This is a genomic window from Pseudomonas sp. NPDC077186, assembly GCF_044543505.1.
Taxonomy (GTDB): domain Bacteria; phylum Pseudomonadota; class Gammaproteobacteria; order Pseudomonadales; family Pseudomonadaceae; genus Aquipseudomonas.
In genome coordinates, this window is sequence record NZ_JBITWE010000009.1 from 63485 (window position 1) to 75047 (window position 11563).

An 11563-nucleotide genomic window follows, 5' to 3' on the forward strand; every position below is an offset into this window, starting at 1 on the left:
AGGTTCTGGGGCTGCTCAACCGCGGGTATAGGGCCGGATCAGACGGCCGCTGAGTTTGCGCACCAGCCAGCGCGGCGCCAGGCGCGGGCTCAGCGCCAGCAGCCGGTTGCGCCAGCCGGGGACGATGATGGCGCGGTTTTTCTCCAGCGCGCGCACCGCGAGCAGCGCCACTTCCTCGGCGCTCATCAGCAGCTGGCTGGCGTCCAGGCGGGCGGCGTTCATCTGCGCGCTGCGGAAGAAGGCGCTGCGCGTCGGCCCCGGGCACAGCACCGAGACGCGCACGCCGCGCTCGCGCAGCTCTTCGCGCAGCGCCTCGGAGAAATGCAGCACATAGGCCTTGCTGGCGTAGTAGCTGCTCATCCAGGGGCCGGGCTGGAAGGCGGCGATCGAGGCGACGTTGAGGATCTGCCCACCGCCTTGTTCGGCCATGCGCTGGCCGATGGCGTGGCACAGCCGGGTCAGGGCCAGCACGTTGACTTCCAGCTGTTCCCGCTCGCGGCCCCAGTCCTGTTCGAGGAAGGGCCAGGCGCAGCCGAGGCCGGCGTTGTTCACCAGCAGGTCGATGTGCCACTGGCCCTGTTCCAGTTCGACCAGCAGGCCGGACAGTTGCAGCGGTTCGCTGAGGTCGCAGAGGCGAAACAGCACCTCGACGCCGAAGCGCTGGGCCAGCTCGCAGGCGATGCTTTCCAGGGCGTCGCGGCGCCGCGCCACCAGGATCAGGTTGCGCCCGCGGCGCGCCAGGGCTTCGGCCAGGGCCAGGCCGATGCCGCTGGAGGCGCCGGTGATCAGTGCATAACTGGGCATGGCGCGGGGTCACTGTCCCTGCATTTCGGCGGCGCGCTCGACGTAGCTCTGGTACTGCGGAATGGCGATGGCGGCGAGGATGCCGCTGATCGGCACCAGCAGGCACAACCAGGCCAGCAGCTTGACCGCGGTGCTGTTGGGCGGCGGCGGCGGGCCGAAGCGATTGACCCCCTGGTTGCCGGGAACGATGAACAGCAACAGGGCGAACACGCCGCCGACCACCGGGATGAAGTTGATCAGCCATAGCCAGCCGGACCAGCCGATATCGTGCAGGCGCTGCACGCCGAAGCAGATGCTCAGCACCATCATGGCCAGGCCGGCAGCCGCCAGCAGCACCATGCCCAGGGCATCGGACAGCGCGGCGGCGCCCATGCCCAGCAGCAGTGCCGGCAGCGCGCAGAGGAACATGGCCATGCTCCAGCCCAGGTAGCGCACGCGGCCGATCCGGCCGTTGACGCCGAATGCCTTGAGCTCGCCGAACTCCGGCAGTTGCTCGGCGACGTCGGCCTGCGGTGGCGCGTAGGGCGAGGCGCTGGCGGGTGCCGGCGTCGGCGCGGACTGGCTCATGGCGCTCAGCTGCGCCTGACGGGCGAGATACTTCTCGACGATGATGCCGCAGGCCGCGCACTCGTCCGCCTGGGGCTGCTGATGGCCGCACTTGGGACAGCTCATGCCGACGGCGTCGGTTGGTGCGGCATCCGCCTCGGCGTGGTCGTCGGTCGGTACCAGGCTCAGGCTGGCGGCCTGGTCCAGCTCCTTGCGTACCTTGGCGCCGGCCTTGTGCAGGGCGCTGAGGTACTGGTCGGCCTCGTTTTCCGCGAGGTCGCGCTTGAGGGCCACCTGGGCGCCGCTGAACAGGCCGTTGATGCGCGCCATATCGCTCTTGAACAGGCGGGCGAGGTTGTCCTTCACCGACTCCAGCGTCATCTCGGGCATCAGTTCGCCGTCGAACACTATCTTGTAGCGCGGTTGATTCATGCGAGCTTCCTTGTCTGCGGGAAGTGGAGGTGAGCTAAGCCTAGAGTGCCGGCAGGCCAATACACAAGCGGCCTGCACCACAGTTCGTGCCAGTCTTTCAGCCGCCGGGCAGGGCGGCCCAGCGGCCGACCGCTCGGCCGCCGCGCAGCAGCTGCAGTTCGCCGAAGTCGCCGAACAGGCCCGCGCTGACCGCCGGGCGCAGAAACACCCAGTCGTCTGCGCGCAGGCCGCTGGCGGCACTGCCGATTAGGCGCTCCTGATTGGCGCTGCGGCCGTACAGCGGATCGTAGGCGAGGCCGGGCGGCGACACCGGCGTCGCCGGCCAGCGGCCGCCATGGAGGTAGTAGGCGCGCTGGCGATTGCGATTCCAGGCGGCGAGCAGCGGCTGCGCCGGGTGCAGAAAGGGCAGGGCGCCGTCGACCGCCTTGAGCACCGGGCTGGCGATCCACAGCGCCGCTTGGTGCTGCTCCAGCAGCGGCGTGTCGAAGTCGCCCGGCTTGAGCAGGGCCGAGCCGAGGGCGACTTCGTTGAGCGGGCTGTCCAGCCGGCTGTGCAGGGCATAGGTCAGGCTGCCGCCGCCGTTGAGCAGCGGCTGCGCCGGCCACAACTCGGTAAAGCCTCGCGCCACCGCGACGAACTCGCGGTAGCGCGCGTTGGCCTGGGCGAACGCACGCTCCTGGCTCAGCCAGGGCGGGGCGTGGGCGACCTGGGCGTCGTAGCCCATCAACCCCTGCAGCTGGAGCTGCCCCGGTTGCCGGCGCAGCCGCTGCAGGGCCTGGCCCAGCGCCTGGGGATCGGCGAAGCCGCCGCGGGCCAGGCCGATATCGATTTCCAGGGCGATGCGCAGTGGTTGCCCCAGCGCCCTGGCCAGCTCGGCGTACTGGCTCAGGCGCGCCTCGCTGTCGATTAGCCAGGTGAGCTGGCGCGCGGGGGCGAAGCCCAGGTGCTGCGGCAGCTGGCGATAGAAGTGCAGCGCCGCCTGTGCCGGCAGCGGCTTGCCCAGCAGCAGGTCGGCCTGCGGAAAGCTGCGCGCGAGCTGGTTCAGCTGCGGCTGGTGGAAGGCCATGAAGCGCTGGCTGCGCAGGCGCTTGGCCAGGTAGTCGAGCAGCCCGGCGCTGGCCAGCGACTTGGCCACCAGACGCAGCGCCAGGTGCTCGGGCAGCCGCTTGGCGAGCAGTTCGGTGTTGGCGTCGAGGCGATCCAGGTCGAGCAGCAGCGCCGGCATGCCGTTGCCTTCGGCGCGCATGAGACGGTTGAGTCCGGCGAAATAGGCGTCGTGGACCTGGCCGTGGTCGCGCGGCCGCAGCGCCCAGCCCCCGAGCAGGCCGAGGGCGGCGAGGCCGAGCAGCTGGCGGCGCTTCATCGCGGCCAGCGTTGCCCCAGTTTGCCGGCCTGCTGCAGGGCGGCGCGGTACTCGCCGTCCAGGCGCGCCACCAGTTCGCCGACCGCGGGCAGGTCGTCGATGCCGCCGACGCCCTGGCCGGCCGACCACACGGTCTTCCAGGCCTTGGCCTCGTCGTCCACCGGCTTGAGCTTCTCGCCGTAGTTGATGTCGGCCTTGTTCTGCAGCTGCTTCAGGTCGTAGCCGGCCTGCTCCAGGCTCTGGCGCATGAAGCTGGCCGGCACCCCGGAGACCGCCGGGGTGTGGACGATATCTGCGGCGTGGGCGGCGAGGATCATGCGCTTGTAATCGTCGGAGGCGTTGCTCTCCTGGCTGGCGATAAAGCGCGTGCCCATGTAGCCCAGGTCGGCGCCGAGCAGTTGCGCGGCGAGCAGCTCATGGCCGTGGTTGAGGCAGCCGGACAGCAGCAGGGTCTTGTCGAAGAACTGGCGGATCTCGGCGAGCAGGGCGAAGGGACTCCAGGTGCCGGCATGGCCGCCGGCGCCGGCGGCGACCGCGATCAGGCCGTCCACGCCGGCTTCGGCGGCCTTTTCCGCATGACGGCGGGTGGTCACGTCGTGAAACACCAGGCCGCCGTAGCCGTGTACCGCATCCACCAGTTCCTTCACCGCGCCGAGGCTGGTGATGACGATGGGCACGCGGCGCTCGACGCAGATCGCCAGGTCCGCCTGCAGCCGCGGGTTGCTGTGATGGACGATCAGGTTGACCGCGTAGGGCGCGGCGTCGGCGCTCAGGCTGGCCTCGATCTCGTCGAGCCAGGCGCGAAAGCCGGCGCTGTCTCGTTGATTGAGTGCGGGAAAGCTGCCGACTATGCCGGCGTTGCAGCAGGCGCTTACCAGCGCCGGGGTGGACACCAGAAACATCGGCGCGGCGATCAGCGGCAGGCGCAGGCGTTGTTCGAGCAGGGTGGGCAGGGACATGACGGTTTCCTCAGAAAGGGCGGACGACCACCAGAATGACGACTCCCAGCAGCGCCAGCACCGGCGCCTCGTTGAACCAGCGGTAGAACACGTGGCTGCGACTGTTCTCGCCGCGGGCGAAGCGCTTGAGTTGGGCGCCGCACAGGTGCTGATAGACCACCAGCGCGATCACCAGGGTGAGCTTGGCGTGCATCCAGCCCTGGGCGAAGTAGTAGCCGGGGTTGAGGCTCAGCAGCCAGATGCCGAGGCCCAGGGTGGCGACCATCGAGGGGATCATGATGCCGCGATAGAGCTTGCGCTCCATGGTGCAGAAACGCTCGTGGCTGGCGGCGTCCGTGCTCATGGCGTGGTAGACGAACAGCCGCGGCAGATAGAACAGGCCGGCGAACCAGCAGACCATAGCGACGATATGCAGCGCCTTGAGCCAGAGATAGAGCATGGTCGTTCCTTGCGCGAGAAAATGCCTTCGATAGTAGAGGCAGGCGACAGTCTGCGTCACCTGCGCGGTTGGAGCTTGGCCGATGCGGCTTTATCATCGGCATCTTTCCAATGGCTTTTGCAAAGGGGCATGTGATGATCAAGGTCGGAATCGTCGGCGGCACGGGTTACACCGGTGTCGAACTGCTGCGCCTGCTGGCGCAACACCCGCAGGCGGAGGTGGCGGTGATCACGTCGCGCTCCGAGGCCGGCCTGCGTGTCGACGAGATGTACCCCAACCTGCGCGGGCACTATCCGGAGCTGGCCTTCAGCGTGCCCGACGTCGCCACCCTGGGCGCCTGCGACGTGGTGTTCTTCGCCACCCCGCACGGCGTCGCCCATGCCCTGGCCGGCGAACTGCTGGCCGCCGGCACGCGGGTGATCGACCTGTCCGCCGATTTCCGCCTGCAGGACGCCGAGGAATGGGCCAAGTGGTACGGCCAGCCGCACGGCGCCCCCGATCTACTGCCTGAGGCGGTGTACGGCCTGCCGGAGGTCAACCGCGAGGCGATCAAGGGCGCGCGCCTGATCGCCGTGCCCGGCTGCTACCCGACCGCCACCCAGCTCGGCCTGATCCCGCTGTTGGAAGCCGGCCTGGCCGACAAGGCCAGCCTGATCGCCGACTGCAAGAGCGGCGTCAGCGGCGCCGGGCGCGGTGCCAGCGTCGGCTCGCTGTTCTGCGAGGCCGGCGAAAGCATGAAGGCCTACTCGGTCAAGGGCCACCGCCACCTGCCGGAGATTCGCCAGGGCCTGCGCCTGGCCGCCGGCGGCGAGGTCGGGCTGACCTTCGTGCCGCACCTGACGCCGATGATCCGCGGCATCCACGCCACCCTCTATGCGCGCGTGGCCGACACCACGGTCGACCTGCAGGCGCTGTTCGAGCAGCGTTACGCCAATGAGCCCTTCGTCGACGTGATGCCGGCCGGCAGCCACCCGGAGACCCGCAGCGTGCGCGGTGGCAACGTCTGCCGTATCGCCGTGCACCGTCCGCAGGGCGGCGAGCTGGTGGTGGTGCTGTCGGTGATCGACAACCTGGTCAAGGGCGCCTCCGGCCAGGCGGTGCAGAACATGAACATCCTCTTCGGCCTCGACGAGCGCCTCGGCCTGTCCCACCCGGCCCTGCTGCCGTGACACCGGGCTGGGAGGTCCGCGTCAGTGACCCGCGCCGCGAACGCCGGCGCCGTGTCCTGCTGCTCCTGTTGCTGCTGAGCGTGCCGCTGGCTTTTGTCCTCGGCCTGTGGTGGGGCGAGCGGCAGACGCAGGACGAGCAGGCCGACTTCCAGGCCCAGCTCACCCGCCTGGCCGAACAGGAGCAGGAGCTGGAGTTGCTGCGCCAGCGCCTGGCGGTGGTCGACAGCAGCGAGAAGGTCACCCAGCAGGCCATGGAGCAGAACCGCCGCACCATCAAGCTACTCGAGGAACAGATCTTCAAGCAGCAACAGGACCTGGCTTTCTACAAGGGCGTGCTGGCGCCTGCCAGTCGTCGCGAAGGCCTGCGCATCCGCGCCTTTGAGCTGCAGGCCACGGACGCCCCGCGACGTTTCCGCTACAAATTGCTGCTGAGCCGGGTCGGCACGGGCGACGAGCCGCTGCAGGGGCAGCTGCGCGTCACCATCGAGGGCCGACAGGGCGGCAAGGAGGCCAGTCTGGAGCTGTCGGCGCTGTCCGACGAAGTGGACGAGGCGTCGATTCCGTTCTCCTTCAAACACTTCCAGTCCTTCCCCGAAGCTGGACGCTTCGCCGAACTGGAGCTGCCGGAAGGCTTCGAGCCGCGTCAGGTCAAGGTTCGCGCCGAGGTCAAGGGCGACAAGCCGCTGGACCGTACATTCGAATGGATAGGTGAGGAGTGACATCCGCCAATGTGGAATAAAGACAAGGCCAAACCCGACTTGCAGCGTTTCAGCGGCAAGACCAGTCTGATCGCCGCCGGTGCCGAACTGGTGGGCGACATGCGTTTTCAGGGGGCGGTACAGGTGGACGGCCGGGTCACCGGCAATCTGCTGGCCAGCGAGGGACTGGTGCGGGTGAGCGTCGGCGGCCTGGTTGAAGGCGAGGTGCGCGCACCCCATATAGTGATCGACGGCGAGGTGAGCGGCGATGTGTTCGCCAGCGGCCATCTGGAGCTGGGCGCGCGCTCGCGGGTGCGCGGCAACCTGCACTACGGTCTGATGGAAATGGCCATGGGCGCGCAGATCGAAGGCCGCCTGTGCCATGTGAAGGACAGCGTGCGGCCGCTGGAGCTGCCCGAAACGCTGGACACCGAGCAATAGTTGACCAATTTTCTGGGGCAAGCGGATAATGCACGCCCAACGCAGTATGGCGCATGGCGCCGGGAGTCACAGCATGAGCGTCGAAACCTTCACCCCCGCCCCTTTGCACTTCACCCAGGGTGCGGCCAGCAAGGTGAAGACCCTGGTCGATGAAGAGGGCAACCCGCGTCTGAAACTGCGCGTGTTCGTCACGGGCGGCGGCTGCTCGGGCTTCCAGTACGGCTTCACCTTCGACGAGGACGTGGCCGAGGACGACACCATAGTCGAGCGCGAAGGCGTCAGCCTGGTGGTCGATGCCATGAGCTTCCAGTACCTGGCCGGTTCCGAAGTCGACTATCAGGAAGGTCTGGAAGGCTCGCGCTTCGTGATCAAGAATCCCAACGCCACCACCACCTGCGGCTGCGGTTCGTCGTTCTCGATCTGAAGTTTTCGCAGGATGACAAACGCCGTGCTCGAAGCGCGGCGTTTTCGTATTCAAGCCGGATAGATGGCGCCGAGTACGCGTAGTCCTTTCGCGCCGGTAACGCTCGGGCGGTTGCCTGGAATACCTTCCAGCGCGCAGTGGGCCAGCCAGGCGAAGGCCATGGCTTCGACCCAGTCCGGATCGACGCCATGCTCGGCGCTGCTGCTGACTTCGGTGTCCGCCAGCAGCTCGCTCAACCGCCGCATCAGGCAGGCGTTATGCGCGCCGCCGCCGCATACCAGCAGCACATCGGTACGGCCCTGCGCGCTGCGCAGGGCGCCGACTATGCTGCGCGCGGTCAGCTCGACCAGGGTCGCCTGCACGTCCTCGGCGGCCAGCGGCGGCAGTGTTTGCAGATGGCCAAGCAGCCAGGCGAGATTGAACAACTCGCGGCCGGTGCTCTTGGGGCCTTGTGCCGCGAAGAAGGGATCGCTCAGTAGCCGGTTCAGCAACTCGGGCTGCACCCTGCCGCTGGCCGCCCAGGCGCCATCGCGGTCATAGGCGAGGCCCTGGCAGTGCTGAATCCAGGCGTCGAGCAGGACGTTGCCCGGGCCGCTGTCGAAACCCAGCACGTCCTGGCCGGGCGAGAGCAGGCTGAGGTTGCTGAAGCCGCCGACATTGAGCGCCGCGATATGTCGTTCGCTATCGCCGAACAGTGCCTGGTGGAAGGCCGGTACCAGGGGGGCACCCTGGCCGCCGGCGGCAACGTCGCGGCGGCGGAAGTCGGCGACCACGCCAATGCCGGTCAGCTCGGCGAGCAGGGCGGGGTTGCCGATCTGGATGGTGAAGCCGCGCGCAGGCTCATGGCGCACGGTCTGGCCGTGGCTGCCGATGGCGCGAATCTGTTGCGGAGTCAGGTTGTGCTGCTGCAGAAGCTCATTGATGGCGGCGGCGGCCAGTTCGACCCACTGCTGTTCGGCCATCGCCGCGCGTGCCAGCTCGTCGGCGCCCGAGGCGCACAAGGCCAGCAGGTCGCTGCGTAGCCGATCAGGCATGGGCCGGTAGAGGGTGGCGAGCAGGCGCGTGTGCTGCTCTTGCTCGATCAGCGCGATGTCCAGTCCGTCCAGGCTGGTGCCGGACATCACGCCGAGATAGAGAGGCATGGCTTAGCGCTGGTTGGCGGCCAGCATGGTGGCCTTTTCCTGGTCCATGCGCGCCATCAGCGGTTTGCTCAGTTGCATGAAACGTTGCTTCTCGCTGGCGGCGATGGGGTCGGCCATCGGCAGCTTCTGGCTCAGCGGGTCGACGTGCACGCCGTTGACCTGGAACTCGTAGTGCAGGTGCGGGCCGGTGGATAGGCCAGTGGTGCCGATATAGCCGATGATCTGCCCTTGCTTGACGCTGCTGCCGTTGCGGATGCCCTTGGCGAAGCCCTGCATGTGGGCGTAGAGGGTGCGATAGCGCTGGCCGTGCTGGATGATCACGGTGTTGCCGTAGCCGCCGTGACGGCCGGCCAGGCTGACGCGACCGTCGCCGGCGGCCTTGATCGGCGTGCCGCGCGGCGCGGCGTAATCCACGCCCTTGTGCGCGCGAATCTTGTTCAGGATCGGGTGCTTGCGGCCGGTGGAGAAACGCGAGCTGATCCGAGCGAAGTCCACCGGGGTGCGGATAAACGCCTTGCGCATGCTTTCGCCGTTGGCGTTGTAGTAACTGGTGGTGCCCTGCTTGCTGGTGTAGCGCACCGCGGTGTAGGTCTTGCCGCGATTGGTGAAGCGCGCCGAGAGGATGTTGCCGGTGCCGACGCGCTTGCCGTTGACCACCTTCTCTTCGTAGATCAACTCGAACTCGTCGCCCTCGCGGATATCCATGGCGAAGTCGATGTCGTAGCCGAACACATTGGCCAGTTCCATGGTCAGGCCGTGGGAGAGGCCGGCGCGTTTGGCGGAGAGAAACAGCGAACTGTTGATCACGCCATGGCGGTAGGCGGTGACCACCTCTGGCTTGACCAGGTCGCGCTGGAAGTCGAAGCCCTTGTCGCTGCGACTCAGGCGGATGGTTTCCAGATCGTTCAGCTTGCTCTGCAAGTGCTTCAGCTTGCCGGCTTCGTCCAGTTCGAACGCCAGCACCTGGCCGACCTTGAGACGGCTGAACTGCTTGGCTTCCTTGCTGCTGTTGAGCGCTTCGTGCAGGTCGTTGGCGCTCAGGCCCACCTTGGCGAACAGGGTCGACAGCGTATCGCCATTGCTGACGGTGACGTTGTGTTGGCTGGGATCGGTGGGGGTAGAGTCGGCTGTTTCGAGATTCTTATCATCAGCGTCATGTCCGGCGCTGTGTTCGGCGTTCTCCGCGCTCTGCTCGATCTTGGCGAAAGGCGAGGCGGCGCCGCTGGCGGGCTGTCCCGCTCGGAGGTCGTCCTTTTCCTGCAGTACCAGTTCGGCATCGTTGCCGAGATCCAGGTCGAGGAAGGTCTTCTGCGCTTCGACTTCGCGCGAAGGAAACACCAGCAGAGCCAGGCTCAGCAGCGCAGCTACACCGCTAGCGGCCAGGATATGGCTCTTCGGGTAGGGCGGGGCTTTGGGGGTATTTTGCGTCATGGCGTGAGGCGTTTTCTTGGAATATGCATTAACTGTATAAAATATAACCAAAATCGGCGTGGGGCAACCCTTGACATGCCGGGCGGAGACATACGGGCGCTTGCCTGGGGCAAAACTTGTAATTAGTTCGCGATCTTGTATGGTTGGTTCCCTTTCATTTTCGAGTGGTCGCGAGTCCTGTCATGAAGTCGGTCGAAGAGCAGCTGGCGCTGATCAAGCGCGGTGCGGAAGAGGTTCTGGTTGAAGCGGAGCTGGTCGAGAAGCTCAAGCGGGGTCAGCCGCTGCGGATCAAGGCCGGTTTCGATCCGACCGCGCCGGACCTGCACCTCGGCCACACCGTGCTTATTAATAAGCTGCGTCAGTTCCAGGAGCTGGGGCATCAGGTGATCTTCCTGATCGGCGACTTCACCGGCATGATCGGCGACCCCAGCGGTAAGAGCGCCACCCGCCCGTCGCTGACCCGCGAGCAGGTGCTGGATAACGCCGAGACCTATAAGCAGCAGGTGTTCAAGATCCTCGATCCGGCCAAGACCGAGGTCGCCTTCAACTCCACCTGGATGGATGCGTTGAAACCGGCCGACTTCATTCGTCTGGCCTCGCAGTACACCGTGGCGCGCATGCTCGAGCGCGACGATTTCGACAAGCGCTACACCAGCAACCAGCCCATCGCCATTCACGAGTTCCTCTATCCGCTGGTGCAGGGCTACGACTCGGTGGCGCTGAAAGCCGACGTCGAGCTCGGCGGTACCGACCAAAAGTTCAACCTGCTGATGGGGCGCGAGCTGCAGCGCGCCTATGGTCAGGAGTCGCAGTGCATTGTCACCATGCCGCTGCTGGAAGGGCTGGACGGCGTGAAGAAGATGTCCAAATCCCTGGGTAACTATGTCGGCATCCAGGAAGCGCCGGGGGTGATGTACAACAAGCTGGTGTCCATGCCGGATGCGCTGATGTGGCGTTACTTCGAGCTGCTCAGCTTCCGCTCCATGGAAGAGATCGAGCAGTTCAAGTGCGATGTCGAGCAAGGCGCCAATCCGCGCGACATCAAGATCAGGCTGGCCGAAGAAATCGTTGCCCGCTTCCATGGCGAGGAGGCAGCGGCCACTGCGCATCGTTCTGCCGGTAACCGTATGAAAGAGGGCGAGTTGCCCGAGGATATGCCCGAGGTGGAGCTGACCTCGGCCGAGGATATGCCGATTTCCTCCGTCCTTAATAAGGCGGGGTTGGTGAAGAACGCCGCCGTTGCGCGCGACCTGCTGGGCTCCGGTGGTGTGCGCGTGGATGGCGAAGTGGTCGATCGGGCCTTCCTGTTCAAGGTGGGGGCGACCCACGTTTGCCAGGCCGGCAAGAAGGCCTTTGCACGCATTACGCTCAAGGTCGAGTAACAAAACTGCAATTTGTGCTTGACGCGCATTCTCCTGGCGGTAGAATGCGCGCCACTTCAGCGTTGAAGCTCTTCGAAAACTTCTTGTTAATCAATAAGTTAAGTTTAAAAGAGGGGTTGCAAAGCTGGACCTGGCGTGTAGAATGCGCGCCGGTCGGCAGGGTAGTGGTTGGATCCTGTCGGTGCTTCGGTCGAATGGATCGAAGGCGGCAAAAGAGGTGGTTGACAGCGGTTTTGAGCGCTGTAGAATGCGCCTCCCGCTGACGAGAAGATGTTCGGATCGAAGGCGCAAGCGGTTGAGTAGAAAAGAGTTTCTCCGGAAACAAATTCGAAA

General features: G+C 66.1%; 13 protein-coding genes. 5 read left to right on the forward strand and 8 right to left on the reverse strand.

Features of this window, described 5'->3' with window-relative positions; translation table 11 throughout:
* Positions 1-15: 15 nt before the first annotated feature.
* The 5 genes from ACIGKL_RS23825 to hemJ all read right to left on the reverse strand — a co-directional run bounded on the left by ACIGKL_RS23825 (position 16) and on the right by hemJ (position 4543).
* A complete protein-coding gene (locus tag ACIGKL_RS23825) occupies positions 16-804 on the reverse strand; it encodes an SDR family NAD(P)-dependent oxidoreductase (RefSeq protein WP_397488830.1) in 789 nt (262 codons plus the stop codon).
* 9 nt (positions 805-813) lie between these two features.
* On the reverse strand, positions 814-1782 hold the full coding sequence (locus ACIGKL_RS23830) for a DUF805 domain-containing protein (RefSeq protein ID WP_397488831.1): 969 nt from the start codon (positions 1780-1782) through the stop codon (positions 814-816).
* Between the two features lie 97 nt (positions 1783-1879).
* Positions 1880-3145 (reverse strand): alanine racemase, encoded by a 1266-nt coding sequence (locus ACIGKL_RS23835; protein ID WP_397488832.1) that lies wholly within the window; start codon positions 3143-3145, stop codon positions 1880-1882.
* Positions 3142-4104, reverse strand: coding sequence for an NAD(P)H-dependent flavin oxidoreductase (locus tag ACIGKL_RS23840; RefSeq protein WP_397488833.1), 963 nt, complete (start codon positions 4102-4104; stop codon positions 3142-3144). Before ACIGKL_RS23840 ends, ACIGKL_RS23835 begins: the two co-directional genes overlap by 4 nt.
* A gap of 10 nt (positions 4105-4114) precedes the next feature.
* Positions 4115-4543 carry a protoporphyrinogen oxidase HemJ gene (gene hemJ, locus ACIGKL_RS23845; protein WP_397488834.1) on the reverse strand — a complete coding sequence of 143 codons (429 nt, stop codon included), beginning with the start codon at positions 4541-4543 and terminating at the stop codon, positions 4115-4117.
* A 134-nt stretch (positions 4544-4677) separates the two neighbouring features.
* Here hemJ and argC point away from each other — a divergent pair, with 134 nt between their 5' ends.
* The 4 genes from argC (at position 4678) to erpA (ending at position 7275) form a co-directional block, all read left to right on the forward strand.
* Positions 4678-5712, forward strand: a complete 1035-nt coding sequence (argC, locus tag ACIGKL_RS23850; protein WP_397488835.1) for an N-acetyl-gamma-glutamyl-phosphate reductase — start codon at positions 4678-4680, stop codon at positions 5710-5712.
* The gene (locus tag ACIGKL_RS23855; RefSeq protein ID WP_397488836.1) at positions 5709-6431 is read left to right on the forward strand and encodes a DUF6776 family protein; all 723 of its coding nucleotides are present in this window, start codon (positions 5709-5711) and stop codon (positions 6429-6431) included. Before argC ends, ACIGKL_RS23855 begins: the two co-directional genes overlap by 4 nt.
* A 9-nt stretch (positions 6432-6440) precedes the next feature.
* Entirely contained in the window at positions 6441-6851 is a 411-nt protein-coding gene (locus ACIGKL_RS23860) for a polymer-forming cytoskeletal protein (RefSeq protein ID WP_397488837.1), read from the forward strand.
* Between the two features lie 73 nt (positions 6852-6924).
* Positions 6925-7275 (forward strand): iron-sulfur cluster insertion protein ErpA, encoded by a 351-nt coding sequence (gene erpA, locus ACIGKL_RS23865; protein WP_021443725.1) that lies wholly within the window; start codon positions 6925-6927, stop codon positions 7273-7275.
* A gap of 50 nt (positions 7276-7325) precedes the next feature.
* Here erpA and ACIGKL_RS23870 read toward each other — a convergent pair whose 3' ends face one another.
* Both ACIGKL_RS23870 and ACIGKL_RS23875 read right to left on the reverse strand, forming a co-directional pair.
* Positions 7326-8417, reverse strand: coding sequence for an anhydro-N-acetylmuramic acid kinase (locus ACIGKL_RS23870; protein WP_397488838.1), 1092 nt, complete (start codon positions 8415-8417; stop codon positions 7326-7328).
* Positions 8418-8420: 3 nt separating this feature from the next.
* Positions 8421-9848, reverse strand: a complete 1428-nt coding sequence (locus ACIGKL_RS23875) for a peptidoglycan DD-metalloendopeptidase family protein (RefSeq protein WP_397488839.1) — start codon at positions 9846-9848, stop codon at positions 8421-8423.
* Positions 9849-10030: 182 nt separating this feature from the next.
* Between ACIGKL_RS23875 and tyrS the strand changes: the two genes are divergently transcribed.
* Positions 10031-11230 carry a tyrosine--tRNA ligase gene (gene tyrS, locus ACIGKL_RS23880; RefSeq protein ID WP_397488840.1) on the forward strand — a complete coding sequence of 400 codons (1200 nt, stop codon included), beginning with the start codon at positions 10031-10033 and terminating at the stop codon, positions 11228-11230.
* A gap of 104 nt (positions 11231-11334) precedes the next feature.
* Here the strand turns inward: tyrS and ACIGKL_RS23885 are convergent.
* A partial coding sequence (locus ACIGKL_RS23885) for a hypothetical protein (RefSeq protein WP_397488841.1) occupies positions 11335-11563 on the reverse strand: 229 nt, incomplete at its 5' end.